The following is a 25,610-nucleotide window of genomic DNA, read 5'->3' on the forward strand; positions in this document are numbered from 1 at the left end:
TCTGGTCGTCGCGCCCCGCGCCCGTCACGATGTGCGTCATGGTGAGGGTGCACGGCGTCCAGGACGCCAAGCGGTTGCGCGACGAGCTCGCACACGAGCAGCGGGTCCGACCCGCGCCGCCGCCCCGGGTCGACGCGCCCACCACGGCCGGCGCGACCCCGATCGTGGCCCAGGACGGCGACCGCATCGCCCTGGACTTCGACGAGCTGGACAGCGCCCTGAACCGGCTCGACGCGCTGCACGACGCCCTCTGGGAGCACCTGCACCGGTCCGATCGGCTCTCCGACGACCTCGGCGACGGCAAGGGCCCCGTCGCGCTGCACATGCGCCGGGCGTTCGGTCTGCGCGGCGGCGGGCAGGACGGCGGCGTGCAGTCGTCGTTGCGCTCCTACCTGGACGAACTGGGCGCGCTGCGCACCGCGCTGCGCCAGGTCGGTGCCACCCACCGCGCCGAGGACGAGGCGGCGGCCGAGGCGATGAGGCGGCTGTGAGCGAGCACCGGAACGAACGGCGGCACCGGTTCCACTCCGACGACCACCCGCCCACGCGCAAGCAGCGCGAGGCGGCCCGCAAGGTCTCCGACCGCAAGAAGGCCAACCGGCGGCCGGAGAAGTTCGGCAAGATCAACTGGGACGTGTACTCGCACCGCGAGCTGTGGGACATGGTCAAGTCCGCCGACCTGGGGCGGATGGGGCAGCGCACGCACGACTGGCAGGTGCTGGCCCGGGAGCTGGGCGAGGCCACCGAGGACGTCCAGAAGCTGGTCGGGAAGCTGGTGGAGTCCTGGCACGGCCCGTCCTCCGCGGTCGCGGCCGGGTCGGTGTCGCGCCTGACGCAGTGGGCCACCGAGGCGTCCCAGCGCGCCTACCAGGTCGGCGGCGGCCTGGACGGGTACACGCACGCCGTGGACGAGGCGGCCCGGCGGATGCCGGTGCCCGTGCACCCGGACGCCGAGAGGTGGTTCCGCGACGGCTACGACGTGACCACCCTGAGCGGTCCGCAGGGCGCGTACCTGGTGGACCAGCTACTGGACGACCACCTGCCGTCCAAGAAGGAGCAGCAGGCGGCCAAGGCCGACGCCGTGCGCGTGATGGACGCCTACGAGCAGGCCAGCCGCGAGGAGCACGACCGCCTGCCGCTGTTCGACGACGCCCCTGCGGGCACCAAGGTCGAGCCCGACCACCGCCCCTGGACCGTCGGGCCGGAGCGGACCGACCCCGTCCGCCCGGTGCCGCCGATCCTGCCGACACACCCCCAGCCCCAGCCCCAGCCGCAACCCCACCTCCAGCCGGACCCCGAGCCCGGCCCGCACCCCGGGCAGCAGGCCGATCCGCGCCCGGCGGACACCACCGGGGTCGCGGCGGCCGGTGGACCCGCCGGCTTCGGCATCCCGGGCCTGCCCGGGGGGTCGGCCGTCCCCGGCGGCTACGCGGCCGGCTCACCCGGTGGGCACAGCGGGTTCGGCCCCGGGTCCGGCGGTTACGGCACCGGGTTCGGCCCGGTCGGTCCGGGCGGCTCGTCGGGCGTGATCGGCGCGGTGCCCGGTGGCGCGGCGGCGCGCGGCGGCGTGGTGCCGGTCACGGCGGGCGGGCAGGGCGGGTACGGCGTGGTCCCGCCGGTCGCGCCCGGCAACCGGGAAGAGGACGGCGAGCACCGCAACCGCTACGACACCGGCCTCGACCTGCTGGACGACCTGCCGCCCGCGTTCCCGCCGGTGCTCGGCGAATGAGCGGTTACCGGGTCGACCCCGACGAGCTGGCCGGGTACGCGCACCGGCTCGCCGACACCGGGGACGACCTGCGCGCCGCGCTGGCCGGGCTGACCGAGCCGGTGGGCGACCTGGGCCCGGAGGGGATCGCCGAGACGGTCTCCGGGCTGTTCGGGCAGTGGGCGGACACCGTGCGGGGGCTGGACCCCGGGGCGCTCGCCGACGACGTGCGGGCGACCGGCGAGACCTACCGGCGGGCGGACGAGCTCGACCATGGCTGACTACCGGGGCCTCGGGTTCGACCCCGCGCCGGGCAGCGCGGAGGCCGTCGCGGCGGCCGTCGCGCGCTGCGCGTTCGACGTGCCCGTGCCCGGTGTCCCGGTGGGCTGGGAAGGAGCGGCGGCTGAGGGGTTCGCGACCCGGTTGGAGGCGGTGGTGTCGGAGTTGACGGCGGTGCGGCGCGCGATGCGGGCCGCTGCGGAGGTGCTCGACGCCTGGGCCACCACCCTGCTGGGCAACCAGCGCCGGGCCGAGGACCTGGACCGGCGGGCCCTGGTGCTGCGCCGGGACCTCGCCGACGCCGCCGACGAGGTCGACCACGCCGGCGCGCTGGCGACGTTCACGCCCGCGCACGCCGAGGCGCACGCGGTGGCCGTGGCCCGGCACGACCGGATCGCCCGGCAGCTCGACGACGTGCTGGAGGAAGCCCGCCTGCTGGCCCGCGACCACCGCGCCGAGGCGCGGCGGGTGGCCGAGCGGCTGCGCTCCGAGGAGCCGTCCACGGCGCTCGCGGACACCCTCGCCGACTTCTCCGCGCTCACCGCCGAACTGGCCTCGGTGCTGCTCGGGCCACCCGGACCGGCCGCCGGGCGCGGCGCGGCCGAGGCGTTCGCGGCGGGCCTCGGGTGAGACTCGCTCCCGTGCCGGGGGTGACCCCGGTGGCACTCGGCTCCCCCGACCGCACCGCGGCGGAACTGCTGGCGGTGCTGCGGCGGATCAAGGGCACCCACGACCCCGGCCTGGAGGTCTCCGCGACCCAGGCCGCGGAGATGGCGCACCGGCAGGGCAGCGGCCTGCTCGCCGTGGTCGAGCACCCGGACGCCGACCCGGCGCTGCTGCTGGCCTGCGTGGTCCCGGTGGACCGGCCGGTCGACCCCGCGCTGGGCGTGCGGCTCGACGGCCCGGCCATCCGCGACGTGACCAAGGGCGTGACCGCCACCGGCTACCCGGTGGTGATCGTGGAACGCGTCCCGGTGACCGGCACGGGCGCGCAGCTCCAGGTCGTGGTGACCGACCCGGTGCACCCGAGGGTCGCGGTGTTCACCCTGCACTCGACCACCGGGCGGGGCTGGCTGGACGTCGCCGGCCTGGCCGGGCGGTTCGTGTCCGGGGTCGAGTTCACCGACCCCGGAACTCGCTCGGCGTCCGGCCGACCACCTGGCGGAACGTCCGGGAGAAGTGCGCCGCGCTGACGAAACCGCAGTCCTTCGCGATCTCGCCGATGCCCCGCGCGGCCTTGGCCGGGTCGGCCAGCAGCGCCTTCGCCCGGTCCACCCGCAGCCCCCGGATCCGCTCGGACACGCCCTGCCCGTCGTCGAAGAGCTGGTAGAGGCGGCGGCGGGAGATGTGCAGCGCGCCCGCCACGGCGTCCGCGCCCAGGGCCGGGTCGGCCAGGTGGTCGCGCATGTAGTCCAGCGCCTCCCGGCGGCGCGCGGCGAGCGCGTCCACCCGGTCCAGCTCGGCCTTCAGGGCGCTGCGCAGCACCAGTTCGGCCAGTCCGAGCAGGTGGTGCGACAACCCGCGCGGGTCCAGCAGGTGCGCGGCGGCCAGGACGTGCGCGATCGCCCCGGAGAACACCGAGCGCAACGCCGCCGCCACCGGGACCGGTTGGAACATCAGCGGTTTGAGCTCGGTGAAGCCGACGGTCAGCTTCGCCTCGGCGACGGTCAGCAGCACCACGTCCGGCACCACGTGCAGCGAGCAGTCGGGAAACCGGAGCTCCGCGCCGCTGGTCGGCAGGCCGCGCGGCACCGCGCAGCCCATCAGCAACTGGATGTGCTCGGGAGTGCCCGACGTGCCGCTGAGCGCCGCGCGGGCCGCCGCCGCACCCGACGCGCGCACGGTGAGCATCCCGTTGGCGAGGTCCACGCCGGCCAGGGTAGGGCCGGTCCCGTCGGACCCGGACCACCCCACCCGCTATCTTCGGCCGCCATGGCACGTCGTTCGACGACCGCGGTCGTCCTGTCCCACCTGGAATTCGACCTGCTGTGGGAAGACCTGGGGGTGGGCGACCCGCCGTACCCGCTGGAGGTCGACTCGCACGGCGGGACCGCCGCCGAGCGCGACGACCTGGGCGTCGACGTGTTCCGCGCGCTGGAGGCGGCGGGCCTGGCCGAGGACGGCGGTCCCGCGCCCGTGCTGGAGGACCTCTTCGGCTACCTGACCGGCAGCACGCTGTCCGTGGACGCCCTGGTGTTCCGGCCCCGGCCGTGGCGGGTGCTGGCGGCCGTGCGGGGTCCGCGCGGCGTGCTGGCGGTGCTCAACGACCGGGAGGTCGCGCTGGAGCCGATCACCGACCTGGTCGCCGCGATGTCCTGGGTGATCGGGGACAGCGCGCCGGGGCCCGGCGAGCAGGTGCGGTTGCCGCGCGCGGTGTTCGCCGCCGCGATGCGGGGCTACGCGGACTCCGGGCACGACGGGCTGGAACGCGCGCTGGCCGCCGGCGGCGTGACCGGCCGGGCCACCCGCGCGATCAGGACCCTGGCCGAGTCCGGCCGGGTCGCCGCCGGCCAGGTCGCCTGCACCGGACCCGGTGGCCGGTCCGCGATCCTGAGCTGGACCGACACCACCGCCGGCCGGTACGCGATGGCCGCCGAGCAGGTGGCCGGCGAACCGTGGGTGTCGGTCTCCCCGGCGGACGGCGCGTCGCTCGCCCGCCGGCTGTCCGAGCTGCTCGCGGGCGTGGCGTAGCCCGGACCGCCGGCGACCCGGCTCCCCGGCGGGAGCCGCCTCACCCGGCCGGGTGCGGTGGCCGGACGTTGTCGAGCAGGTCGGCGGGCAGGACGCCGGCCAGTGCGGCCCGGCCCTGCGCCAGCGCGTCGGCCGCCGCCTCGTCCGCGAGCCGGCGGACGGTCTCGGCCAGCGCCGACGGCGTCCGCGTGAACGCCTCCCGGGCGAACTCCAGTCCCACCGGTTTGCCGTGCAGGTCCACGGTCACCACCACGCCGTCGCCGGACGCCGTCGCGCGGATCGCGTCCAGCCGCTCGCCCAGCATCAGACCCTCCACGTCGTCGGTGTGGTGTCCTCGACCGCCTCGGCCTGCCGGGCGGGCACGGCGAGCCCCAGCGCGGCCAGGTCGCCCAGCGCGCCGGCGGCCCGCGCGGCGGCCTTCGCGGTGGCCGCGTCGACCAGGTCCAGGACGGTGCGGGCGAGGTCCGGGCCCAGGCGCAGGGCGCGGGTGTCCAGGGTCAGGTCGCGCAGCGCGCCGCCGGGCCCCACCTCCACCGCGACACCCCGGTCCGGGTCGTGCGCGTGCGCGGTGATCACGGGTGCACCCCGCCGTAGAACTTGGTCGAGCTGAGCTGGTGGGTGTTGCGCCGCACGGCGTCGCCGGAGTTGCCCTCGATCAGGGTCACCGTGCCGCCGGACACCTTCTCCACGATCCCGATGTGCTTGCTGGTCGCGGTGCTCTGCGGTCCCGTGCCGAACAGCAGCACGTCGCCGGGGCGCACGTCGCCGAGTTTCGTGTACGCCTTGCCGTTGCGCTGCCCCCAGCGGAAGACGTCGCCGGTGAACGGCAGCAGCGGGATGTCCACGCCCGACTTGCGCCACATGGCCGTCGCGAACGACGAGCACCACGCGTCGGTCGGGCCGTAGGGGTTGCGGTTGCTGCCCGGCGGGCTCTCCCGCCGGCCCAGTTCGCGCCGGGCGGCGGAGACGATCGTGCGGGCCCGCCCGCGCTCCTTCGCCTTCGCGGGCCTGGTGTGCGCCCGCGCGTCGGCCACGCCGTCGTGCTCGACGTCCTTCTCCAGGGCGCGCAACCGGCGGGCCGCGTCCTCCATCTCGTCCCGCGCCCGCCGGAGCGCGGCGGCGGTCTCCTTGGTGTAGCCGGGTTCCAGGTCGGCGGCGGCGGCGACGGCCTTGAGCAGCGCCGCCCGCGTGCCCACCGCGACGCCCGCGTCCAGCAGGCCGGTGGCCCGCTCCAGGTACTCGTCCACGGCCTGCCGCGCCCTGGTGTGCCCGGTGGTCAGCGCGGCGCTCACCCCGGCCACGACCTTCTCGGCGTCGCGCGCGGCCTCGGCGGTCACCCGGAGCTGCCGCCCGAGCCGGCCCGAGCGCTTCTCGAAACCCTCGGACTGGGTGCCCCGCCAGTGCTCCAGCACGGTGTTGGACGCCTTGACGTGGTCCTGGTGCTGCTCGGCGAGACCGGTCGCGGTCTGGTGCAGCGCGTACTGGACCTTGACGGCGTCCTCGGCCTTGCCCGCCAGGGCGTTGCGGTGGCCGATCATGCTCTCCGCGAAGTGCCGCGCGGCGGCTCTCGTGTCCACTGCGGACCTCTCAGTTCAGCGACCGGGCGACGTCGTCGTCCTGGTCCCGGTAGGCGCGGGCGGACTTGGCGGCGGACGCGGCCAGCGCGTCGGTGTTGTGCGCGACGCCCTTGACCTGCTTGCGCAGCGCCGCGCCGAAGCCGTCGAGGGCGGCGGTGAAGCCGGACTGCCTGCCCACCGCGCCGAAGCTGTCCTCGGCGATCTCGCGGACCTCGCGGACGTGCCGCCGGCCCAGCGCGGTCAGGTCGTCGGCGGTGTTCTGGGTGCGCCGCGCGTAGTCGCGCAGCACCCCGACGTCCACCGAGTACCCGCCCTTGCCGCCCGACCCGCCGCTGCCCGACCCGCCGCTGCCCGACCCACCGCGACCGCCGCCGCCGGAACCGTTGCGGTTCAACGCCTTCACACCGCGCCGGGCCTCGTCCAGGTGCTCGCGGTACGCGCCGCTGGTGTAGGTCGACCACGGCGTCCACGACCGCCCGTCACCGGAGATCCGGTTGGCCGCCTTGGCGTTCTCGCGCGGGTCGAACAGCTCGCGGTCCGACGCCAGCCCCAGCTCGCGCCGTCGGGCCGGGCCCAGCGCCCCCAGCATGTTGATCTGCCACAGCCCGTACGAGTCGTCCGGCGGCCTCGGGTTGTGGGCGCGCGGGTCGCCACCGGACTCGGCCAGCGCGACCGCCACCGCGATCGTCAGGTCCTCGCCCCGGAACCCCGCGTCGTGCGCGTGCCGGGCGATCTGCTCCGGACTCAGCCTGCTCATGGGCCAACCCTGGCCCGCGCGGGCCGGCGGGGGAACCGGCGTTGCACGCTCGGACAGCGGGAGTGCACAGGGCGACTACAGTCGAACAGGTGAACGAAAGGATGTTCGACGAGGGCTTGTTCGGCGTGCCCGAGGAGGAACGCGCGGAGCGGATCGCGGCCAACGCACCGCTGGCCGTGCGGATGCGCCCGCGCACGCTGGACGAGGTGGTCGGCCAGGGCCACCTGCTGGCCCCCGGCGCGCCGCTGCGCCGGCTCGTGGAGGGCTCCTCGCCGGCGTCGATCATGCTCTACGGCCCGCCCGGCACCGGCAAGACGACCCTGGCCACGCTGGTGTCGCAGGCCACCGGCCGCCGGTTCGCCGCGCTGAGCGCGCTCAGCGCGGGCGTGAAGGAGGTCCGCGCGGTCATCGACGAGGCCCGCCGCCGGCTGGTCCGGTCCGGCGAGTCGACCGTGCTGTTCATCGACGAGGTGCACCGCTTCTCCAAGACCCAGCAGGACGCCCTGCTCGGCGCGGTCGAGGACCGGATCGTGCTGCTGGTGGCGGCCACCACCGAGAACCCGTTCTTCTCCGTCGTCTCGCCGCTGCTGTCCCGGTCGCTGGTGCTCCAGCTCCGCCCGCTCGGCGACGACGACGTGCGCGCGCTGGTCCGCCGCGCGGTCGCCGACGAGCGCGGCCTGGCCGGCGCGATCACCGTCGCGCCGGACGCCGAGGACCACCTGGTCCGGCTGGCCGGCGGGGACGCGCGGCGCGCCCTGACCGCGCTGGAGGCCGCCGCCGACGCGGTGCCGGCCGGCGGCGGGCTGGACCTGGCCACGCTGGAGGCCACCGTCGACCGCGCGGCCGTCCGCTACGACCGGCAGGGCGACCAGCACTACGACGTGACCAGCGCGTTCATCAAGTCCATCCGGGGTTCGGACGTGGACGCGGCGCTGCACTACCTGGCCCGGATGATCGAGGCGGGGGAAGACCCGCGCTTCATCGCGCGGCGGCTGGTGATCCACGCCAGCGAGGACGTGGGCATGGCCGACCCGACCGCGTTGCAGACCGCGGTGGCCGCCGCGCAGGCCGTGCAGTTGGTCGGGCTGCCCGAGTGCGCGCTGACCCTGGCGCACGCGACCGTGCACCTGGCCACCGCGCCCAAGTCGAACGCGGTGACCACGGCGATCGGCGCGGCCGTGGCCGACGTGCGCAAGGGCTCGATCGGCGCGGTGCCGGCACACCTGCGCGACGGCCACTACGCGGGCGCGGAAAAGCTGGGCAACGCGCGCGGCTACCGCTACCCGCACGACGTGCCCGACGGCGTGCTCACCCAGCAGTACGCGCCGGACGACCTGGTCGGCCGCGACTACTACGAGCCGACCGGTCGCGGCGCGGAGCGCTACATCGCCGAGCGGCTGCCCCGGCTGCGCCGGGTCGTGCGCGGCCAGGAGTAGAAAATCCGGTGCCGATCGCGCCGGCATCTGCAACGGTGTGCGCCGTGACTGCCGCTCCGGCCAACGGCCATGCGTACCTCGACTTCAACTCGCCGCTGTCGGACAGCAAGTCCTACGACCTGATCGCCACGCTCGGCCCGCTGGAGGGCTCGACCGTCGTGGACTACGGCTGCGGCTGGGCCGAACTGCTGCTGCGGACGATCTCGCACGCGCCGGGCGCGACCGGGCTCGGCGTGGACGACGACGAGTACGCGATCGACCGCGGCACCGCGAACATCGCCGCGCGCGGCTTGGGCGGGCGGGTGCGGCTGGAGCGCGCCGACGTCACCGCGTGGGCGGCCGAACCGGCGGACGTCGTCGTGTCGATCGGGGCCTCCCACGCCTGGGGCGGCACGCGGGGGGCGCTGGAGGCCATGCGCGCCCGCCTCAAGCCCGGCGGCCGGCTGCTGCTCGGCGACGGCTTCTGGGAGGGCGAGCCGAACGCCCGCGCCCTCGACATCTTCCCGCGCGCGGAGTTCTCCGCGCTGGACGGGCTGGTGGACCAGGCGCTGGAATCGGGCTACCGGCTGCTCAACCTGGCCACGGCCACCCGCGACGAGTGGGACTCGTTCGAGTCGCGCTGGTGCGCGGGCCGGGAGCGCTGGCTGTCGGCCAACCCGGACCACCCCGAGGCCGCCGAGGTCGCGCGGGTCGTCGACGACCACCGCGACGGCTGGCTCAAGGGCTACCGCGCCAGCCTGGGGTTCGCCTACCTCACGCTGGTCCGCCGGTAGGGACCTGTCGTCCCGTCCGGCCGGGGATACCGGGCGGGACGGCACCGCCCCGGGGGACGCGCGTCAGGCCGTGGCGAGCGTCTTGATCGAACTGGTGTACGCGGGCGGCGCGATCATCCCGGAGCAGCGGCTGTTCCGGGCCGGACCGGCGGGGTTGCGACGCACGGTGACCTCGTAGAGCTGGTCCAGGCCCTGCACGGTCACCACGCGCGTCTCGCCGTCCTCGGTCTCCACCGCCCGCTCGGCCACGCCCAGCACCGCGTCCAGGCCGCGCAGGTGGTCGAAGCGCTTGCGCACCGCGACCTCCGCGTACTGGACCCACGGGCTGGCCGCCGACGTGCGCCCGCGCATCTGGTCGGGCTGCACCTGGCCGATCAGCGCGGCCTTGGCCACCAGCGCCGCCTCGCCCGGGTCGAGCTGGCCGTGCAGGAAGCCGTCCGGCACCACCAGCAGGTTGCCCGCCCAGCGGTCGCCGCCGACGTGGCTGACCTCCCACGCCAGCCCGGGGTGGTTCTCGCCCAGCACGCCCGCGAGCGGGCGGCCGAGCACCGCGCAGCACATGTCCTTGGTGCCGTGCGTGCAGACCAGGAACAACGGTCCCTCGACGCGGTCGCCCTGGCCGGGGGTGCCCGCCGCCAGCGCGCCCAGGTCGAGCGAGGCCAGGTCGGCGAGGTCGGCGACCTCCAGCCGCTCCAGCCACCGGTTGCCGGGCACGCCGCCGGCCAGGTAGACGGTGCGGGGCGCGTCGGCATCGCGCCGGTGCCTGCCGGGCCGGCGGATGAGCAGCGGGCGCAGCCCCGCCGCGCGCGGGGCGTCCAGCCTGCCCGGCGCGAACACCGAGGACAGGGTCTGCTCCAACGCGTCGGCGGGCCACGGGCCGGGCTGCTCGATGAGCAGCCACGACGTCATGAGCGCCGCGGTACCGGCCGGATCGCCGCCCAACTGGCGCGTGAGGATCGCGCACCCCGGCAGTCCGCCCGAACTTACGTTAGGCATACCTAAGCTTACCCGATCACCGGGGGCCTACCACTCCTTGTGTGACCAATTCTCCGAGCAACGCTCGCACCGTGGCCCGGTCCAGGGCCGGCGCACCGGCTTCCACCAGTGATTTCACCGAGTGGTAGGCGCTGCCCACGAGAACTTCCAGCACCGGTCCGGCCGCCGCGGCGAACACCAGGCGCTTGCCCGCCGCCGCCAACGCCACCGCGTCGGGGCCGACGGTGAGCACCGCGCGCGGGGTCAGCAGCCGGACCTGGGCCTCGTCGTCGGCCGGCAGGAGGTCGGGGGTCGCCGTCCACGGCAGCCCGACCTGCGGGATCGCCGGGGCCCGCCCGTCCCGGTCGGCCAGGAACCGCCCCACCACGCCGGCGTCCATCAGCTCGGCGACCCGGGACCTGAGCAGGGCGGCGTGCGCCTCCTGGTCCGCCGGGGAGGAGAACCGGGGCAGGTCGGTGCGGAAGACCTCGTCCGCCCGCACCCGGTCGGCCAGCCAGGAGACCAGGTCGACGCCCGTCGCCCGGTTGAACCCGATCGTGAGGTGCAGCGATTCGGAGCCCACGGCGGACACGTCGTGCCAGTGCCCGCGCGGGACGTAGAGGACGTCGCCGTCCTCCATCATGAAGTCGTCGACCGCGTCCGAGGACGGCGGGGACGGCAGCTCCACGTCCCGGCGCAGCGGCGCGGTCCGCGTCGACCCGTGCACGCGCCACCGCTTGCGCCCGGAGATCTGGACGATGATCACGTCGTGGTCGTCCCAGTGCACGTCGAAGCCGTGCGTGACGCCCCACCCCGCGTACAGGTTCGCCCGGACGCGTTCCCGGAGCTCGTGCTCCAGCGCCGTGGTCAGCTCGCCGACGGGTTCGAACAGCTCGTGGACCGAGTCCATCACCAGCGTCGCGCCGCCGCGCATCTTCTCGGTGAACGCCGCGGGCACCAGCCGGGGCGCGGGGCCGCGCGCCTCGTCCACCTCGGTGTAGGCGTGCGCGGGGATGACCTCGCCCCCCTGCGCGAGCCTCAGCCGGGGGTGCTCCAGCGGGTACTGCCGCAGCACCCGGTTGACCTCCGACCAGGGCAGCAGGTCGGCGAACCGACCCGCGCGGCCGGGGAACCGCTGGTGGGTCCGGCCCTGCACCGCGTCGAAGAACTGGCTGACCCCGACCGGTGCGACGAGGTCAGCCAGGACCGGGAAGGTCACTTGTCGGCGCCACCATCGGTGTCGTCCAGCGCACCGCTGGCCTTGCTCCGGTCGACCGCGCCGCCCAGCGCCTCGGCGCTGAGCAGCAGGCCGCTGGCCGGGGCCTCGTACGTGCCGTTCTCCTGAGCCATGCCGTTCCTCCTCGACTGGGGGGTCTTCGGGCGAAGATCACGCTACGGCACCGAATCGGCCCAGGTCATCGGTCATCCGAGTAATTCTCACAAGTCGTTCCGGGGGTCCGGCAGGCGCAATCGAGATCCACCAGACGTCATTCGGGGGAAGCGCGGTAACCTTGGACACCCCAACGCCCAGCAAGCTTTCAGGAGGATCCGTGTCGCCAGGGCAGATCGCCGCGCTGGTCGCCGCCGGCGCGTTCGTGCTGCTGGTGATCCTGCTGGCCATCCCGCTGATCAAGCTGGGCCGCACGCTGGACGAGGCCACCATCGCCATCCGCAAGGCGCACCAGAACAGCGATCCGCTCTTCACCGGCGCGAACACCACGATCTCGCACGTGAACACCCAGCTCGAACGGGTGGACGGCATCACCGCCAACGCGCGCGCGGTCACCGGCAACGTGTCGGCGCTGACCTCGCTGTTCACCGCCACCCTGGGCGGCCCGCTGGTGAAGGCCGCGGCGCTGTCCTACGGCGTGGGCAAGGCCATCCGGGCCCGCCGCGACGCGGGCCGGCCGGGCAGGAAGCACTCCCGGCGAGGTCGGCGATGAGGCGGCTGTTCTGGTTCGGCCTGGGCATCGCGGCCGGCGTGTTCGCCACCCGCAAGGCGGGGCAGGCCGCGCACGCCGCCACCCCGGCCGGGATCGGTGCCAACGTCGGCGAGGGCCTGCGGGAGCTGGCCGGTGCGATCGGGTCGTTCGGCGCGGAGGTCCGCGCCGGGATGTCCGAGCGCGAGCAGGAGCTGCACGACACCGTGGAGCGTCAGACGGGCCAGACGCCGGGTCGGCGAGCGCGCGGGGCGAACGACCGCTAGCGGCGTCGTTCGCCTCATCGCGCCCGGACACCCCCTTCGCACCCGAGGAACAACCCGTGCAGACCCACGAGATCATCAAGCGCTTCCGCGAGCACTTCGAGAACGCCGGCCACACCTACGTGCCGAGCGCCTCGCTCATCCTGGACGACCCGAACCTGCTGTTCGTCAACGCCGGCATGGTGCCGTTCAAGCCCTACTTCCTGGGTGAGGCCCCGCCGCCGTACCGGCGCGCCACCAGCATCCAGAAGTGCGTGCGCACGCCGGACATCGACGAGGTCGGCAAGACGACCCGGCACAACACGTTCTTCCAGATGGCGGGCAACTTCTCGTTCGGCGACTACTTCAAGGAAGAGGCCATCCGGCTCGCCTGGGAGCTGATCACCAAGTCCCAGGACGACGGCGGCTACGGCTTCGACCCGGAGCGCATCTGGGTGACCGTCTACCTGGACGACGACGAGGCCATCGAGCTCTGGCGGAAGGTCGCCGGCCTGCCCGACGAGCGCATCCAGCGCCGGGACGGCCTGGACAACTACTGGGACATGGGCGTGCCCGGTCCCGGCGGCCCGTGCTCCGAGATCTACTACGACCGGGGCCCGGCCTTCGGCGCGGAGGGCGGGCCGGTCGTCGACGAGGACCGGTACCTGGAGATCTGGAACCTGGTCTTCATGCAGGACGAGCGCGGCGAGCTCAGCCCCAAGCAGGGCCACCCGCCGATCGGCTCGCTGCCCAGCCGCAACATCGACACCGGCATGGGCGTCGAGCGGGTCGCGTTCCTGCTCCAGGGCGTGGACAACGTCTACGAGACCGACCTGGTGCTGCCCGTGGTCCGCCGGGCCGAGAAGCTGTCGGGCCGCACGTACGGCACCGACCCGGTGGACGACGTCCGCTTCCGGGTCATCGCCGACCACGCCCGCAGCGGCGTGCTGATCGTCGGCGACGGCGTCACGCCCGGCAACGAGGCCCGCGGCTACGTGCTGCGCCGCCTGCTGCGCCGGATCGTCCGCTCGGCCCGCCTGCTCGGCATCGACGAGCCGGTGCTGGTGCAGTTCGCCGAGCTGGTCCGGGACACCATGGGCCCGACCTACCCGGAGCTGGTCAGCGGTTTCCCGCGGATCGCCCAGGTGCTCAAGGCGGAGGAGGAGACCTTCCTGCGCACCCTGGAGGCCGGGTCGCGGATCTTCGACACCGCCGCCGAGGAGGTCAGGTCCGCCGGCCGCGCCACGCTGCCCGGCGACCGGGCGTTCCAGCTCCACGACACCTACGGCTTCCCGATCGACCTCACCCTGGAGATGGCCGCCGAGGCGGGCCTGACCGTGGACGAGGACGGCTTCCGCAAGCTGATGGCCGAGCAGCGCGCCCGCGCCAAGGCCGACGCCGCCGGCAAGAAGACCGGCCACGGCGACCAGACCGCGTACCGGGAGCTGCTGGAGCTCGGGGCCACCGAGTTCACCGGCTACCAGGAGCTCGCCTCCGAGGCCGCGGTGCGCGGCATCGTGCGCGAGGGCAAGCGGGTGCGCTCGGCCCGCGAGGGCGAGATCGTCGAGGTCGTCCTCGACCGCACGCCGCTCTACGCCGAGTCCGGCGGCCAGGAGAGCGACGCCGGCACCATCGTGTCCGGCAGCGCCGAACTGGAGGTCGTGGACGTCCAGAAGGTGGCCCGCAAGCTCTGGGTGCACCAGGTGCGCGTGCTCTCCGGCGAGATCGCCGAGGGCGAGCGGGTCGAAGCCCGGGTCGACCCGGAGTGGCGGGTCGGCGCGCGGCAGGGCCATTCGGGTACGCACGTCGTGCACGCCGCCCTGCGCCAGGTGCTCGGCCCGTCGGCGCTCCAGAGCGGCTCCTACAACAAGCCCGGCTACCTGCGGCTGGACTTCGCCTGGACCGGCGGCCTGTCCGACGTCACGCGCAGCGAGATCGAAGAGGTCTCCAACCTGGCCGTGCGCCGCGACCTGCCGGTGAGCGTGGTCTACACCGACATGGGCGGTGCCCAGGAGATGGGCGCGGTCGCCCTGTTCGGCGAGACCTACGACGACACCGTCCGGGTGGTCGAGATCGGCGGCGAGTGGTCGCGCGAGCTGTGCGGTGGCACGCACGTCGAGCACTCGTCCCAGATCGGCCCGATCACCGTCATCGGCGAGTCGTCGGTGGGCTCGGGCGTGCGCCGGCTGGAGGCCTTCGTCGGCATCGAGGCGTTCCAGTACCTGGCCCGGGAGCGGGCCCTGGTGCAGAACGTGGCCGCGCTGCTGAAGGTGCCCGACGCCGAGGTGCCGGCCCGGGTGGAAGCCCTGGTCGAGCGGCTGCGGGTGGCCGAGAAGGAGCTGGAGCGGGTCCGTTCCGCCCAGCTCCTGTCCTCCGCCGGGTCGCTGGCCGAGCAGGCGCTGGACGTGCGGGGCGTGGCCGTGGTCGCGGTGGAGCTGCCCGGCGGGATCGCCGCCGGCGACGTGCGCGCGCTGGCCGGCGAGGTGCGCAACCGGCTGGGCGAGAAGCCCGGTGTGGTCGCGCTGTTCGCCCCGGACGGCGACAAGGTGAGCTTCGTCGTGGCCACCACGAGCGCCGCCCGCGCGCTGGGGCTGGCCGCCGGCAAGCTGGTGCCCGCGTTCGCTCCCGCCGTGGGCGGTCGGGGCGGCGGCAAGCCGGACCTGGCCCAGGGCGGCGGCACCGACCCCGCCGGGGTCGCGCAGGCCCTGGCCGCCGTGCGCGCCGAGGTGGACCGCGCCGTTGAGCAGCACTGACCGTCCCGGCGTCGACGATCCCGGCCTCGGTCGGAGGCTGGGCGTCGACGTCGGAGCGGTGCGGGTCGGCGTCGCCCTGAGCGACCCCGGTGCCTTCCTGGCGACCCCGCTGGTTACCCTGGCCCGCGACGGGAAGACCGGGCGGGACCTCGCGGAACTGGCCGGACTCGTCGCCGAGCACGACGTCGTGGAGGTCGTGGTCGGCCTGCCCCGCACCCTGGCCGGGCGACACGGGCCGGCAGCGGAGACGGCGACCGCGTACGCTGCGGCGTTGGCCGAGCGCGTCGCGCCGGTGCCGGTGCGCTTGCAGGACGAGCGGCTGACCACCGTCACGGCGAGTCGCGTGCTGGCCGAACGGGGGGTGCGAGGCAAGAAGCAACGTGCTGTCGTGGACCAGGCTGCCGCGGTCGAGATCCTTCAGTCCTGGCTGGACGCACGGGCGCGAAACGTGGCCCGTTCCGCCGACGAGGAGCAGGCCCCCGGAGCTAAGGACCGCACGTGAGCGACGACCTCGGGTTGTTCAGCGAGCCGGACGTGCAGCGCGACGAACGCCCTCGCGGCGCGAAGGCCGCGGCGCGGACGAAGCACAAGCGCAAGCGGACGATCCTGTGGGTCGTGGTGGCGCTGGTGCTGGCCGGCGGCGGTTTCGGCGCGTACTACGGCTACCAGGTGCTCAGCGGCATCGGGTCCTTCGACGACTTCCCCGGCACGGGGGAGACCGACGTCGTGGTCGAGGTCAAGGACGGCGACCTGGTCTCCGCGATCGCCACCACGCTGAAGGCGCAGGGCGTCGTGGCCAGCCCCCGGGCGTTCACCGAGGCGGGCCGCGAGGACGCCCGGGTCACCGCCATCCAGCCCGGCTTCTACCTGATGAAGACCAAGATGTCGGGCAGGTCCGCGGTCGAGCGGATGACCGACCCGAAGGCCAAGGTCGTGCCGCTGGAGGTCAAGGGCGGCAACGTCCTGCACGACATCACCACGCCGGACGGCAAGTCGGTCACCAAGGGCATCCTGTCCATGCTGGCCGACGCCTCGTGCGCGGAGCTGGGCGGCGTGAAGAAGTGCGTCACCGCGCAGGAGCTGCGCGAGGCCGCGGACAACGCGGACCCCGCCGCCCTGGGCATCCCCGACTGGGCGCTGGCGGACGTCGCCCGCGTGCCCAAGGAGAACCGGCTGGAGGGCCTGATCACCCGGGGCCTGTACCACCTCAAGCCCGGTGCGTCGGCCCCGGAGCTGCTCAAGAGCGTGATCGAGACCTCGAACGCCCGGCTCCAGGGCTACGGCATCCCCGGCGGCACCCGGACCACCGGTTTCCGGCCCTACGAGGTGCTGGTCGTCGCGTCGCTGATCGAGAAGGAGGGGCTGGAGAAGGACTTCGGGAAGATCTCCCGGGTCATCTACAAGCGCCTGTCGGTCGACCAGCCGCTCCAGTTCGACTCGACGGTCAACTACAAGCTGGAGCGGCCGATCGTGACCACCAGCGACGAGGACCGCGACCGCTCCGGCCCGTACAACACCTACCAGGTCAACGGCCTGACGCCGACGCCGATCGGCTCGCCCAGCCGCGAGGCCATCGCCGCCGCGATCAACCCCGAGCAGGGGCCGTGGCAGTACTTCGTGAAGTGCCAGAAGGACGGCACGACGTGCTTCTCGGACAACCTGGACGAGCACGACCGGCTCGCGGCCAAGGCGCGGGCGGAAGGCGTCTTCTGATCATGACCGGTCAGGGCACGACGGGTCAGGGCACGACGGGTCGGGGCACGACGGGTCAGGGCACGACGGGTCGGGGCACGACGGGTCAGGACACGACGGGCGGCGCGCACCGCCGGGCCGCGGTGATCGGCTCGCCGGTGGCCCACTCGCTGTCCCCGGTGCTGCACGACGCGGCGTTCCGGGCGCTGGGGCTGGACTGGTCCTACACCCGCGTGGAGTGCGACGAGGCCGGCGTGCCGGCGTTGGTGCGCGGTCTGGACGCCTCGTGGGCCGGGTTGTCGGTGACCATGCCGGGCAAGCGCGCGGCGCTGGCCGCGGCGTCGTCCGCGACGCCCCGCGCGACCCTGGTCGGCGCGGCGAACACGCTGGTCCCGGAGGCCGGCGGCTGGCGCGCGGACTGCACCGACGTGGACGGCGTGCTGGGCGCGTTGCGCGCGGCCTGCGGGTTCACCGGCGGGTCGCGCGCGGTCCTGCTGGGCGCGGGCGGCACCGCCACGGCGGCGCTGGTCGCGCTGGCCTCGGTCGGCGTGACCGAGGTTTCGCTGGTGGTGCGGTCGCCCGCACGGGCCGTGGAGGCTCGGGCGTGCGCGGCGCGCGCCGGGGTGTCGTTGTCCGTGTCGTCCTGGGACAGCACCGATTTCGCCGCGCTGGCGGCGTCCTCGGACGTGCTGGTGAGCACCGTGCCGCCGGCCGCGACCGAGCCGGTCGCGCACGCGCTGGCCGAGTCGCCGTGCGTGCTGGACGTCATCTACCACCCGTGGCCCACGCCGCTGGCGCACGCGGTGGAGAAGCGCGGCCGGGCGTTGGCGACCGGGCTGGACATGTTGCTGCACCAGGCTTTCGGCCAGAGCGAGCAGTTCACCGGGCAGCCCGCGCCGCGCGCGGCGATGCGGACCGCGCTGCGCGCCGCGACCGACCACGTCCTGCCGCTACCCCTGGGCGACTGAACTGCCGGACGCGCCGCGCCGATCTCGGCGGGTTCGCGGTGGTGTCGCGCGTCCGCCGCGCGAAATGCACACGTTCGGGTGAAAAACGCGGGAGGCCCTGCGCGCACCGAGGTGCGCGCAGGGCCTCCCGTCGTCGGTCGGATCAGCCTTCGTCGAGGTCCGTGGCGATCAGGGACGCGATGGCCTCCAGCGCGTCGTCCGCGCCGTCGCCCTCCGCCGCCAGCACGACCTCGTCCCCGTGCATCGCGCCGAGGGTCATCAGCCCCAGCACGCTGCCCGCCTCCACCGGTTCGCCGTCCCCCTTGCGGATGGTGACCTTGACCGGTTGACCGGCAGCCGCCTTCGCCAGCAGTGCGGCAGGGCGCGCGTGCAGTCCGACCTTGCTCGCCACGGTGACCCGTCGCTCAGGCATGATCCGTCCTCTCGTGTGTGCTGTCGGGTGTCAGGACGTCGAAGCGCCCCGGCCCCGGCCTTCCCTGGTGGTGTCCGCGCCGCCGGTCTCGACGACGCTGGCGTCCGCCTCGGGGTCCTCGTCGTCGTCGCGACCCGGCGTCCGCAGGTTCCACTTGGCGATGACGAAGCGGAACACGAAGTAGTAGATCACCGCGTACACCAGGCCGATGATGACCAGCAGCCACGGCTTGGTCGCGATGCCCCAGTTGAGCGCCAGGTCGATGGCACCGGCGGAGAACGAGAAGCCGTCGTGGATGCCCAGCGCGTTGGTGATCGCCAGCGAGGTGCCGGTGAGGATCGCGTGGATGATGTACAGCGGCCACGCGACGAACATGAACGCGAATTCGAGCGGCTCGGTGACACCGGTGATGAACGCGGTCAGCGCGGCGGAACCCATGATGCCGGCGATGATCTTCTTCTGCGCCGGGCGCGCGGTGTGCACGATCGCCAGGGCGGCGGCGGGCAGCGCGAACATCATGATCGGGAAGAAGCCGGTCTGGAACGTGCCGGCGCTCGGGTCCTGGGCCAGGAAGCGCGGGATGTCGCCGTGCACGACCTTGCCGGCGGCGTCGGTGTACTCGCCGAACTGGAACCACACCACGTTGTTGATGATGTGGTGCAGGCCGAGCGGGATGAGCAGGCGGTTGATGAGGCCGAACAGGCCCGCGCCGATCACCGTGCTGCCGGTCACGGCCTCGCCGAGGGCGGTGATGCCGCTGTTGAACCACGGGTAGATCAGGCCGAGCAGGACCGCGATCACGAGCATGACGGTCGCGACCAGGATCGGCACGAACCGGCGACCGCCGAAGAACGCCAGGTACGGCGGCAGCTTGATGCGGTGGTACTTCTGCCAGAGCACGGCGGTGACCAGGCCGACGACGATACCGCCGAGGACCCGGTAGTCGATCAGCACGGCCTTCGCGGCGGGGTCGGTCGGCTGGTCGAGGACCAGCGGCGACATCGCCTTGAACACGCCCTGCATCACGACGTAGCCGACGACCGCCGCGAGGGCGGTCGAACCGTCACCCCGGCGGGCGAAGCCGATCGCGATGCCGACCGCGAACAGCAGCGGCAGGTTGCTCAGGATCGAGTCGCCGGCGTTGCCGATGACCGCCGCGACCTTGTCCCAACCCAAGCCGTCCTTGCCGAGCAGGTCGGGCTGGCCCAACCGGGCCAGGAGACCGGCCACCGGAAGAGCGGCGATCGGCAGCATGAGGCTGCGACCGAACCGCTGCAACGTGGCGAGTCCCTTGATGTCACGACCGCCGACCGCCTGTGGGGCGCTGGCGCTCATGGGTTACCTCCCTTGGCGGAGAAATGGCCGGAATCCGGGACGGTCCGGTCCAATTGCATGGTCACCTGGTAGAGATCGCCCCGGTACCAGGACGTCATGTCCTCCACGGGTCGCCCAGCGGAGCTGGTGACCCGTCGGAAGACGAGGAGCGGGCTGCCGGTCCTGATGCCCAGCAGCCGCGCGGTTTCCGGGTCCGCGCCTTCGGCCCAGGCGGTCTGCCGCGCGTGGTCGAGCTGGACGCCGTACGCGTCGGCCAGGATCGAGTAGAGCGAGCCGGTCAGCTCGTGCCGGTGCAGTCCGGGCACGATCCTGGGGTGGTACCAACCGCGCTCCACGGCCAGCGGCACGCCGTCCGCCAGGCGCAGGCGGACGAGGTGGCACGCCGGTTCGTGCGGTGGCAGGCCGAGCGCGGTCGCCGCGCCCGTCGGCGGCACCTCGTCGGCGCACCGGTGCACCTCGGTCGTGGGGGTGAGGCCGCGCCGCCGCATGTCGTCGGTGAAGGACTCCAGGTAGAGCTGGACCTCCATCCGACGGCGCGCGGTGAAGGTGCCCCTTCCCTTGGCCCTGGTCAACAGGCCCTCGGCGACGAGCTGCCCGACGGCCGCGCGCACCGTGATGCGGGACACCCGGTACTGCCGCGCCAGGTCGCGCTCGGACGGGATGGGCGAACCCGGGGGGAGTTCCTGCTCCGCCATGCGCCGCAGGATGTCCCTGAGCTGGGCGTGCTTGGGCTTGGGCCCGTCCACGATCTCGTTGCGGTTCATGACACCTCCCCGTACTCGCGCCGGCCAAGGGTGATTGGTACTTTCCGGTCTAGACCAGTTGGTGCGGGGAGGATGCTCCGCGCCGCAAGCGGGTGTCAACCGCCGTTACGGGACCGTGCCCGAGCGGTGGCACCCTCACCCCAGGTGTCGAGAGAGGACTTGAAGTGGCTGACGACAAGGCGGAGAAGATCCTTGCCGGGCTCGGTGGAGCGGACAACATCGTGGAGATCGAGCCCTGCATCACACGCCTGCGCTGCGAGCTGACCGATGGCACCCTGGTGGACGAGAAACTGCTCAAGTCCGCCGGTGCGCACGGCGTGATGCGGTCGGGCAACGTCATCCAGGTCGTGGTCGGCCCGGAGGCCGACACCATCGCGAGCGACATCGAGGACCTGCTGTGACGTTGCGCGTGACGAGCCCGGTCAGCGGCCGGGTGGTGGCGCTGTCCGAGGTGCCCGACCCGGTCTTCGCGCAGGCCATGGTGGGACCCGGCATCGCCGTGGAACCCGACCGGGTGACGGCCGAGGTGGTGTCGCCGGTGGACGGCAGGGTGGTGACGCTGCACCCGCACGCGTTCGTGGTCGCCACCGAGGACGGTGCCGCGGTGCTGGTGCACCTCGGCATCGACACCGTGAAGCGCAAGGGCGAGGGCTTCACCCTGCACGTGGTCAAGGACGAGGTGGTGCGGGCCGGGCAGCCGGTCGTGACCTGGGACCCGGCCGAGGTGGAGGCTGCCGGGTTCGCCCCGATCTGCCCGGTCGTCGCGCTCGACGCGGCGGCCGAGGCGCTGCTGGACCTGGCCGGGCCCGGTCCGGTGGCGGCCGGCGACGCGCTGTTCTCCTGGCAGCGCTGAGCACCGGTCCCCGACCCGCCGGGCAGCGCCGCCCGCGAACGGGTCCGACCGGGAGGACCTCCCGGTCGGGCCCGTTCTTGCGTTCCCGGCGGCCCACCGGCCACGGTGGGTCCGTGCTCCTCCCGCTGTCCGGTCTCGTCGCCGGAACCCTGGGTGCCCGGCTGCTGCGCGTTCTCCCCCGTGGTGCGGACGTCGGATGGCTGTGGTGCGCCTTGCCCACCGCCGCGCTGTGGGCGACGACGGTGGCGGCGGCGGACGTGCCCGGCCGCTGGCTGCCCGTCCCGCTGCTCCTTTCGTGGCTGGTGGTGCTCTTCGCCGTGACGGACTACCGCCACCGGCGGCTGCCCGATGCGCTGACGCTGCCCGCCTACCCGGTGCTCGCGCTGGTGCTGTGGTTCGCGGGGGCGGACCTGGGTCGATCGGTCATCGGATGTCTGCTGTTCTTCGGCGTCCACTGGGCGGTGCACCGGTGGCGGCCGTCGGCGCTCGGCGGCGGTGACGTGAAGCTGGCCGGGGCGCTGGGCGCGGTGCTCGGCGCGGTGTCGTGGCTCGCCCTGCCGGTGGCGGCCGGGGTGGCGAGCGCGATCACGCTGGTCGGCGCGCTGCGCCGATCGCGTTGCGGGTTGCCGCACGGACCGGGCCTGACGGGGGCGACCTGGCTCACGTCCGTGTGGGGGCCCTGGTGAGCCTGTGGAAGGATTCGGCGCGTGCTGCGCTGGATCACCGCTGGGGAGTCCCACGGACCGGCCCTGGTTGCCGTGCTGGAAGGCATGGTCGCCGGGGTGGAGGTCACCACTGCCGACCTGACCGTCCAATTGGAACGCCGACGGCTCGGGTTCGGGCGTAGTCCCCGGATGGGCTTCGAGGCCGACGAGGTCGAGATCCTCGGCGGCGTGCGCCACGGGCTCACCCAGGGCGGCCCGATCGCCGTCCGGATCGGCAACACCGAGTGGCCCAAGTGGGAGAAGGTGATGTCCGCCGATCCCGTCGACCCCTCCGAGCTCAAGCCGACCGGCCGCAACGAGGCGCTGACCCGGCCCCGGCCCGGTCACGCCGACCTGCCCGGGATGCAGAAGTTCGGGTTCGACGAGGCGCGCCCGGTGCTGGAGCGGGCCAGTGCGCGGGAGACCGCCGCCCGCACCGCGCTGGGCACCGTGGCGCGGCACTTCCTCAAGCAGGTCTTCGACGCCGACGTGGTCAGCCACGTGGTGTCGATCGGCGGGGCGCGGACGCCCGCCGACGCGGCGGTCCCCGGTCCGGGCGACCTGGCCGCGGTCGACGCCAGCCCGGTGCGCGCCTTCGACCCGCGCGGCACCGAGGCGATGGTGGCCGAGGTGGAGGCGGTGAAGGAGGCCGGCGACACGGTCGGCGGCGTGATCGAGGTCATCGTCTACGGCCTGCCGCCCGGTATCGGGTCCCACGTGCACTGGGACCGCCGGCTGGACGCGCGGCTCGCGGGCGCGCTGATGGGCGTGCAGGCGATGAAGGGCGTGGAGGTCGGCGACGGCTTCACCACCGCCGAGCGGTGGGGCAGCCAGGCGCACGACGAGATCGACCGGGGCCCCGGGCCCAAGGGCGTGACGCGCCGCTCCAACCGGGCCGGCGGCCTGGAGGGCGGCATCACCAACGGCGAGCCGGTGCGCGTGCGGGTGGCCATGAAGCCCATCTCGACCGTGCCGCGCGCCCTGTCCACTGTGGACGTGCGGACCGGCGAGCCGGCCGTGGCGATCCACCAGCGCTCGGACGTGTGCGCGGTGCCGCGCGCCGGTGTCGTGCTGGAGTCCGTGGTGGCCCTGGTGCTCGCCGAGACGGCGCTGGAGAAGTTCGGCGGCGACTCGATCGCGGAGACCCGGCGCAACGTCGCGTCCTACCTGGCGGCGCTGGAAGCCCGCTGGGACGGGCGGTGAGCCCGCGCTACGTCGTCCTCGGCCCGCCCGGAGCGGGCAAGACGACGGTCGGGCAGCGGCTCGCCGAGCGGCTCGGGGTGACCTTCCGGGACACCGACGAGGACGTCGTCGCCACCGCCGGGAAGTCCATTTCGGACATCTTCACCACCGACGGCGAGCCGGCGTTCCGGGCGCTGGAGGAGGCGGCGGTCGCGGTCGGCCTGGCCGAGCACGACGGCGTGCTGGCGCTGGGCGGCGGCGCGGTGCTTTCCGCGGTGACGCGGGAACGGCTCGCCGGCCACACCGTGGTGTTCCTCAACGTGGGCACGGCGGAAGGCGTCCGGCGGACCGGGCTGTCCGTCGCGCGGCCCCTGCTGGCCGGGGTGAACCCGCGCTCGACGTTCAAGGCGCTGCTCGACGCCCGGCTGCCGCTGTACCGGGAGGTCGCGGCGATCGAGGTGTCGACCGACGAGCTGGACCCGGAGCAGGTGGTCACCGCCGTGCTCGCGCACGGCACGACGGCCGGGTGACCCCGGTGGACCCGACCGCCGCCCACGTCCTCGCCCGCCACGTCGCGGTGGGGGGACCGGTCGGCGGTGACCCGGGCGTGCGCGCGCCCGGGGTGGGCAGCTCGCGGACCGCCGGTCCGGACGCCCGGCCCGCACCCGCACCCCACGGCCGCAGTGCCGCCGTGGGGGAGCGGCCACGTCGTCGAGCCCTTCCTCCCGGGCACCCGCGCGGGCCGCGAACGGGTGCCGAGGGGTGCGCGGCGGTCTTTCCGCGTGTTGTTCCCGAGTTCTGCCGGTTCTGCCGGTCCGGACCCCGCCGCCGGCACCCCCGACCCGGCGCGAACACCCCCGCCGGTCCGGACGCGGGCGGTGGCCGGCGGTCGGGGGTGCCGCGCGGCCGGGGACCGGGCCGACGTGCCGGCGGGTGTCCGGTGCCCGACCGCGCCGGGAGCGGACGTGGTCGAATGGTGACCTACGAAGGGGAGTGGTGATGGGCGAGCCGGTGCGGATTCGCGTGGCCGCGGAGCGACCGTACGACGTGGTGGTGGGACGCGGGCTGCTCGGTGAGCTGGTCGAGGCGCTGCGCGGCACGGCCAAGGTGGCGATCGTCCACACGCCCACCCTCGGCGAGACCGCCGAGGCGGTCCGCGAGGAGTTGGCGGCGGCGGGGGTCGACGCGCACCGGGTCGAGGTGCCCGACGCCGAGGACGGCAAGGAGCTGCGGGTCGCCGAGTACTGCTGGAACGTGTTCGGCCAGATGGGGCTGGGCCGCTCGGACGCGGTGATCGGCCTCGGCGGCGGTGCGGTGACCGACCTCGCCGGGTTCGTCGCGTCCACCTGGATGCGCGGCGTGAAGCTGGTGCACGTGCCGACCACGCTGCTCGGCATGGTGGACGCCGCCGTCGGCGGCAAGACCGGGATCAACACCGACGCGGGCAAGAACCTGGTCGGCACGTTCTCCGAGCCGCACGCCGTGCTGGTCGACCTGGCCACCCTGGAGACCTTGCCGCGCAACGAACTCGTCGCCGGCATGGCCGAGGTCGTCAAGGGCGGTTTCATCGCCGACCCGGTGATCCTCGACCTGATCGAGGCCGACCCGGAGCGCGCCCTGGACCCGACCGGCGACGTGCTCGAAGAGCTGGTGCGGCGCAAGATCCAGGTCAAGGCCGACGTGGTGTCGGCGGACCTGCGCGAATCCGACCTGCGCGAGATCCTCAACTACGGCCACACCCTCGGCCACGCCATCGAGCGCCGCGAGCGGTACCGCTGGCGGCACGGCGCGGCGGTCAGCGTGGGCCTGGTGTTCGCCGCCGAGCTCGCCCGGCTGGCGGGCCGGCTGGACGACGCGACCGCCGACCGCCACCGCCGGGTGCTGGACTCGCTGGGCCTGCCGACCCGCTACGACCCGGACGCGCTGCCCGAGCTGATGGCCGGCATGCGGGTGGACAAGAAGAACCGCTCCGGCGTGCTGCGGTTCGTGGTGCTGGACGGCCTGGCCAAGCCCGGCCGGCTGGAGGGCCCGGACCCGTCGCTGATCGCCGCCGCGTACTCGGCGGTGGCCGCCGAGCCGACCTCCGGCGGGAGCGTGCTGCTGTGAAGGTCCTCGTCCTGAACGGGCCCAACCTGGGTCGGCTGGGCACCCGGGAGCCGGACGTCTACGGGGCCACCACCTACGCCGGGCTGGTCGAGCTGTGCGCGGCGACCGGCCGCGAGGTGGGTGTGGAGGTCGAGGTCCGGCAGACCGACGTCGAGGGCGAGATGCTCGGCTGGCTGCACCGGGCCGCCGACGACGGGACGCCGGTCGTGCTCAACGCGGCGGCCTGGACGCACTACTCGATCGCGGTCCGGGACGCGTGCTCGCAGTTGACCGCGCCGCTGGTCGAGGTGCACATCTCGAACGTCCACAAGCGCGAGGAGTTCCGCGCCCACAGCCTGCTCTCGGCGATCGCGGAGGGCGTGATCGTCGGCCTGGGCGTGCGGGGCTACCAGCTCGCGATCCGCTGGCTGGCCGACAAGACCTGACCGGCCGACAAGACCTGACCGGGCGGCACTCTTCGCGG

The 25,610-nt window shown here is 74.1% G+C and carries 32 protein-coding genes; 21 read left to right on the forward strand and 11 right to left on the reverse strand.

Annotated elements, in window-relative coordinates; translation table 11 throughout:
* Positions 1 to 38: 38 nt before the first annotated feature.
* The 5 genes from AB0G01_RS27550 to AB0G01_RS27570 are packed head-to-tail and all read left to right on the forward strand — an operon-like array spanning position 39 to position 3,180.
* Positions 39 to 491 (forward strand): hypothetical protein, encoded by a 453-nt coding sequence (locus tag AB0G01_RS27550; RefSeq protein WP_360950907.1) that lies wholly within the window; start codon positions 39 to 41, stop codon positions 489 to 491.
* On the forward strand, positions 488 to 1,729 hold the full coding sequence (locus AB0G01_RS27555) for a PPE domain-containing protein (RefSeq protein WP_360950910.1): 1,242 nt from the start codon (positions 488 to 490) through the stop codon (positions 1,727 to 1,729). Before AB0G01_RS27550 ends, AB0G01_RS27555 begins: the two co-directional genes overlap by 4 nt.
* Positions 1,726 to 1,989 carry a hypothetical protein gene (locus tag AB0G01_RS27560; protein ID WP_360950913.1) on the forward strand — a complete coding sequence of 88 codons (264 nt, stop codon included), beginning with the start codon at positions 1,726 to 1,728 and terminating at the stop codon, positions 1,987 to 1,989. Before AB0G01_RS27555 ends, AB0G01_RS27560 begins: the two co-directional genes overlap by 4 nt.
* Positions 1,982 to 2,617 carry a hypothetical protein gene (locus AB0G01_RS27565; RefSeq protein WP_360950916.1) on the forward strand — a complete coding sequence of 212 codons (636 nt, stop codon included), beginning with the start codon at positions 1,982 to 1,984 and terminating at the stop codon, positions 2,615 to 2,617. The genes AB0G01_RS27560 and AB0G01_RS27565 overlap by 8 nt, the downstream gene beginning before the upstream one ends.
* Before the next feature lie 29 nt (positions 2,618 to 2,646).
* Positions 2,647 to 3,180: a hypothetical protein gene (locus tag AB0G01_RS27570; protein WP_360950919.1), complete on the forward strand. Its 534-nt coding sequence runs from the start codon at positions 2,647 to 2,649 to the stop codon at positions 3,178 to 3,180.
* Here the strand turns inward: AB0G01_RS27570 and AB0G01_RS27575 are convergent.
* Positions 3,107 to 3,856 carry an AraC family transcriptional regulator gene (locus AB0G01_RS27575; RefSeq protein WP_360950922.1) on the reverse strand — a complete coding sequence of 250 codons (750 nt, stop codon included), beginning with the start codon at positions 3,854 to 3,856 and terminating at the stop codon, positions 3,107 to 3,109. The two genes, AB0G01_RS27570 and AB0G01_RS27575, sit on opposite strands and share 74 nt — an antisense overlap.
* A 63-nt stretch (positions 3,857 to 3,919) precedes the next feature.
* Here AB0G01_RS27575 and AB0G01_RS27580 point away from each other — a divergent pair, with 63 nt between their 5' ends.
* Complete coding sequence (locus tag AB0G01_RS27580; protein WP_360950925.1) at positions 3,920 to 4,678, forward strand: ESX secretion-associated protein EspG; 759 nt, start codon at positions 3,920 to 3,922, stop codon at positions 4,676 to 4,678.
* Positions 4,679 to 4,718: 40 nt separating this feature from the next.
* On the opposite strand, the gene AB0G01_RS27585 is transcribed toward AB0G01_RS27580, so the two are convergent.
* The 4 genes from AB0G01_RS27585 to AB0G01_RS27600 are packed head-to-tail and all read right to left on the reverse strand — an operon-like array spanning position 4,719 to position 7,012.
* Entirely contained in the window at positions 4,719 to 4,994 is a 276-nt protein-coding gene (locus tag AB0G01_RS27585) for a hypothetical protein (RefSeq protein WP_360950927.1), read from the reverse strand.
* Entirely contained in the window at positions 4,982 to 5,254 is a 273-nt protein-coding gene (locus tag AB0G01_RS27590; RefSeq protein ID WP_360950930.1) for a YbaB/EbfC family DNA-binding protein, read from the reverse strand. The genes AB0G01_RS27585 and AB0G01_RS27590 overlap by 13 nt, the downstream gene beginning before the upstream one ends.
* Positions 5,251 to 6,255: a CHAP domain-containing protein gene (locus tag AB0G01_RS27595; protein ID WP_360950933.1), complete on the reverse strand. Its 1,005-nt coding sequence runs from the start codon at positions 6,253 to 6,255 to the stop codon at positions 5,251 to 5,253. Before AB0G01_RS27595 ends, AB0G01_RS27590 begins: the two co-directional genes overlap by 4 nt.
* A 10-nt stretch (positions 6,256 to 6,265) precedes the next feature.
* Complete coding sequence (locus AB0G01_RS27600) at positions 6,266 to 7,012, reverse strand: type VII secretion target (RefSeq protein ID WP_360950936.1); 747 nt, start codon at positions 7,010 to 7,012, stop codon at positions 6,266 to 6,268.
* 89 nt (positions 7,013 to 7,101) lie between these two features.
* Here AB0G01_RS27600 and AB0G01_RS27605 point away from each other — a divergent pair, with 89 nt between their 5' ends.
* Positions 7,102 to 8,448 (forward strand): replication-associated recombination protein A, encoded by a 1,347-nt coding sequence (locus tag AB0G01_RS27605; protein ID WP_360950939.1) that lies wholly within the window; start codon positions 7,102 to 7,104, stop codon positions 8,446 to 8,448.
* Positions 8,449 to 8,492: 44 nt separating this feature from the next.
* Positions 8,493 to 9,221: a methyltransferase domain-containing protein gene (locus AB0G01_RS27610; RefSeq protein WP_360950942.1), complete on the forward strand. Its 729-nt coding sequence runs from the start codon at positions 8,493 to 8,495 to the stop codon at positions 9,219 to 9,221.
* A gap of 63 nt (positions 9,222 to 9,284) precedes the next feature.
* Here the strand turns inward: AB0G01_RS27610 and AB0G01_RS27615 are convergent, their stop codons facing one another.
* Genes AB0G01_RS27615 through AB0G01_RS27625 form a run of 3 tightly spaced genes read right to left on the reverse strand, consistent with a single transcriptional unit; the run spans position 9,285 to position 11,546 of the window.
* Entirely contained in the window at positions 9,285 to 10,217 is a 933-nt protein-coding gene (locus tag AB0G01_RS27615; protein WP_360950945.1) for a sucrase ferredoxin, read from the reverse strand.
* A gap of 16 nt (positions 10,218 to 10,233) precedes the next feature.
* Entirely contained in the window at positions 10,234 to 11,415 is a 1,182-nt protein-coding gene (locus tag AB0G01_RS27620; RefSeq protein ID WP_360950948.1) for a cupin domain-containing protein, read from the reverse strand.
* A complete protein-coding gene (locus AB0G01_RS27625) occupies positions 11,412 to 11,546 on the reverse strand; it encodes a hypothetical protein (protein WP_360950951.1) in 135 nt (44 codons plus the stop codon). The genes AB0G01_RS27620 and AB0G01_RS27625 overlap by 4 nt, the downstream gene beginning before the upstream one ends.
* A gap of 200 nt (positions 11,547 to 11,746) precedes the next feature.
* On the opposite strand from AB0G01_RS27625, the gene AB0G01_RS27630 reads away from it, so the two are divergent.
* The 6 genes from AB0G01_RS27630 to AB0G01_RS27655 are packed head-to-tail and all read left to right on the forward strand — an operon-like array spanning position 11,747 to position 17,791.
* Entirely contained in the window at positions 11,747 to 12,139 is a 393-nt protein-coding gene (locus AB0G01_RS27630; protein WP_360950954.1) for a DUF948 domain-containing protein, read from the forward strand.
* A complete protein-coding gene (locus AB0G01_RS27635; protein WP_360950957.1) occupies positions 12,136 to 12,402 on the forward strand; it encodes a hypothetical protein in 267 nt (88 codons plus the stop codon). The genes AB0G01_RS27630 and AB0G01_RS27635 overlap by 4 nt, the downstream gene beginning before the upstream one ends.
* Before the next feature lie 56 nt (positions 12,403 to 12,458).
* A complete protein-coding gene (alaS, locus tag AB0G01_RS27640) occupies positions 12,459 to 15,131 on the forward strand; it encodes an alanine--tRNA ligase (protein ID WP_360950960.1) in 2,673 nt (890 codons plus the stop codon).
* Positions 15,118 to 15,633, forward strand: a complete 516-nt coding sequence (gene ruvX, locus AB0G01_RS27645; protein ID WP_360950963.1) for a Holliday junction resolvase RuvX — start codon at positions 15,118 to 15,120, stop codon at positions 15,631 to 15,633. The genes alaS and ruvX overlap by 14 nt, the downstream gene beginning before the upstream one ends.
* Positions 15,630 to 16,844 carry an endolytic transglycosylase MltG gene (mltG, locus tag AB0G01_RS27650; protein ID WP_360950966.1) on the forward strand — a complete coding sequence of 405 codons (1,215 nt, stop codon included), beginning with the start codon at positions 15,630 to 15,632 and terminating at the stop codon, positions 16,842 to 16,844. The genes ruvX and mltG overlap by 4 nt, the downstream gene beginning before the upstream one ends.
* Before the next feature lie 2 nt (positions 16,845 to 16,846).
* On the forward strand, positions 16,847 to 17,791 hold the full coding sequence (locus AB0G01_RS27655) for a shikimate dehydrogenase (protein WP_360950969.1): 945 nt from the start codon (positions 16,847 to 16,849) through the stop codon (positions 17,789 to 17,791).
* Between the two features lie 142 nt (positions 17,792 to 17,933).
* On the opposite strand, the gene AB0G01_RS27660 is transcribed toward AB0G01_RS27655, so the two are convergent.
* Genes AB0G01_RS27660 through AB0G01_RS27670 form a run of 3 tightly spaced genes read right to left on the reverse strand, consistent with a single transcriptional unit; the run spans position 17,934 to position 20,302 of the window.
* Positions 17,934 to 18,203: an HPr family phosphocarrier protein gene (locus AB0G01_RS27660; protein WP_360950972.1), complete on the reverse strand. Its 270-nt coding sequence runs from the start codon at positions 18,201 to 18,203 to the stop codon at positions 17,934 to 17,936.
* A gap of 30 nt (positions 18,204 to 18,233) precedes the next feature.
* Positions 18,234 to 19,538: a PTS transporter subunit EIIC gene (locus tag AB0G01_RS27665; RefSeq protein WP_360950975.1), complete on the reverse strand. Its 1,305-nt coding sequence runs from the start codon at positions 19,536 to 19,538 to the stop codon at positions 18,234 to 18,236.
* On the reverse strand, positions 19,535 to 20,302 hold the full coding sequence (locus AB0G01_RS27670; RefSeq protein WP_360950978.1) for a GntR family transcriptional regulator: 768 nt from the start codon (positions 20,300 to 20,302) through the stop codon (positions 19,535 to 19,537). The genes AB0G01_RS27665 and AB0G01_RS27670 overlap by 4 nt, the downstream gene beginning before the upstream one ends.
* Before the next feature lie 164 nt (positions 20,303 to 20,466).
* Between AB0G01_RS27670 and AB0G01_RS27675 the strand changes: the two genes are divergently transcribed.
* The 7 genes from AB0G01_RS27675 (at position 20,467) to aroQ (ending at position 25,572) form a co-directional block, all read left to right on the forward strand.
* Positions 20,467 to 20,703, forward strand: a complete 237-nt coding sequence (locus AB0G01_RS27675) for a PTS glucose/sucrose transporter subunit IIB (protein ID WP_360950981.1) — start codon at positions 20,467 to 20,469, stop codon at positions 20,701 to 20,703.
* A complete protein-coding gene (locus AB0G01_RS27680; protein WP_360950984.1) occupies positions 20,700 to 21,155 on the forward strand; it encodes a PTS glucose transporter subunit IIA in 456 nt (151 codons plus the stop codon). Before AB0G01_RS27675 ends, AB0G01_RS27680 begins: the two co-directional genes overlap by 4 nt.
* Before the next feature lie 113 nt (positions 21,156 to 21,268).
* Complete coding sequence (locus AB0G01_RS27685; protein WP_360950987.1) at positions 21,269 to 21,841, forward strand: A24 family peptidase; 573 nt, start codon at positions 21,269 to 21,271, stop codon at positions 21,839 to 21,841.
* Positions 21,842 to 21,862: 21 nt separating this feature from the next.
* Positions 21,863 to 23,062, forward strand: a complete 1,200-nt coding sequence (gene aroC / locus AB0G01_RS27690; protein WP_360950990.1) for a chorismate synthase — start codon at positions 21,863 to 21,865, stop codon at positions 23,060 to 23,062.
* Complete coding sequence (locus tag AB0G01_RS27695; protein WP_360950993.1) at positions 23,059 to 23,571, forward strand: shikimate kinase; 513 nt, start codon at positions 23,059 to 23,061, stop codon at positions 23,569 to 23,571. Before aroC ends, AB0G01_RS27695 begins: the two co-directional genes overlap by 4 nt.
* Positions 23,572 to 24,040: 469 nt before the next feature.
* Positions 24,041 to 25,147: a 3-dehydroquinate synthase gene (gene aroB, locus AB0G01_RS27700; protein WP_360950996.1), complete on the forward strand. Its 1,107-nt coding sequence runs from the start codon at positions 24,041 to 24,043 to the stop codon at positions 25,145 to 25,147.
* Positions 25,144 to 25,572 carry a type II 3-dehydroquinate dehydratase gene (aroQ, locus tag AB0G01_RS27705; protein ID WP_360950999.1) on the forward strand — a complete coding sequence of 143 codons (429 nt, stop codon included), beginning with the start codon at positions 25,144 to 25,146 and terminating at the stop codon, positions 25,570 to 25,572. The genes aroB and aroQ overlap by 4 nt, the downstream gene beginning before the upstream one ends.
* The last annotated feature ends 38 nt before the right edge of the window (positions 25,573 to 25,610 follow it).

Origin of the sequence: Actinosynnema sp. NPDC023587 (assembly GCF_040640215.1) — a bacterium.
GTDB lineage: Bacteria > Actinomycetota > Actinomycetes > Mycobacteriales > Pseudonocardiaceae > Actinosynnema.

What these genes read in the sequence shown, in the direction of transcription:
- AB0G01_RS27565 (WP_360950916.1), top strand. Translation starts at nt 1,982, where the DNA reads ATGGCTGACTACCGGGGCCTCGGGTTCGACCCCGCGCCGGGCAGCGCG.
- AB0G01_RS27670 (WP_360950978.1), bottom strand. Translation starts at nt 20,302, where the DNA reads ATGAACCGCAACGAGATCGTGGACGGGCCCAAGCCCAAGCACGCCCAG.
- aroB (WP_360950996.1), top strand. Translation starts at nt 24,041, where the DNA reads ATGGGCGAGCCGGTGCGGATTCGCGTGGCCGCGGAGCGACCGTACGAC.
- AB0G01_RS27625 (WP_360950951.1), bottom strand. Translation starts at nt 11,546, where the DNA reads ATGGCTCAGGAGAACGGCACGTACGAGGCCCCGGCCAGCGGCCTGCTG.
- AB0G01_RS27665 (WP_360950975.1), bottom strand. Translation starts at nt 19,538, where the DNA reads ATGAGCGCCAGCGCCCCACAGGCGGTCGGCGGTCGTGACATCAAGGGA.
- AB0G01_RS27600 (WP_360950936.1), bottom strand. Translation starts at nt 7,012, where the DNA reads ATGAGCAGGCTGAGTCCGGAGCAGATCGCCCGGCACGCGCACGACGCG.
- AB0G01_RS27615 (WP_360950945.1), bottom strand. Translation starts at nt 10,217, where the DNA reads ATGCCTAACGTAAGTTCGGGCGGACTGCCGGGGTGCGCGATCCTCACG.
- AB0G01_RS27635 (WP_360950957.1), top strand. Translation starts at nt 12,136, where the DNA reads ATGAGGCGGCTGTTCTGGTTCGGCCTGGGCATCGCGGCCGGCGTGTTC.
- AB0G01_RS27560 (WP_360950913.1), top strand. Translation starts at nt 1,726, where the DNA reads ATGAGCGGTTACCGGGTCGACCCCGACGAGCTGGCCGGGTACGCGCAC.
- AB0G01_RS27580 (WP_360950925.1), top strand. Translation starts at nt 3,920, where the DNA reads ATGGCACGTCGTTCGACGACCGCGGTCGTCCTGTCCCACCTGGAATTC.
- AB0G01_RS27550 (WP_360950907.1), top strand. Translation starts at nt 39, where the DNA reads ATGGTGAGGGTGCACGGCGTCCAGGACGCCAAGCGGTTGCGCGACGAG.
- AB0G01_RS27660 (WP_360950972.1), bottom strand. Translation starts at nt 18,203, where the DNA reads ATGCCTGAGCGACGGGTCACCGTGGCGAGCAAGGTCGGACTGCACGCG.
- AB0G01_RS27655 (WP_360950969.1), top strand. Translation starts at nt 16,847, where the DNA reads ATGACCGGTCAGGGCACGACGGGTCAGGGCACGACGGGTCGGGGCACG.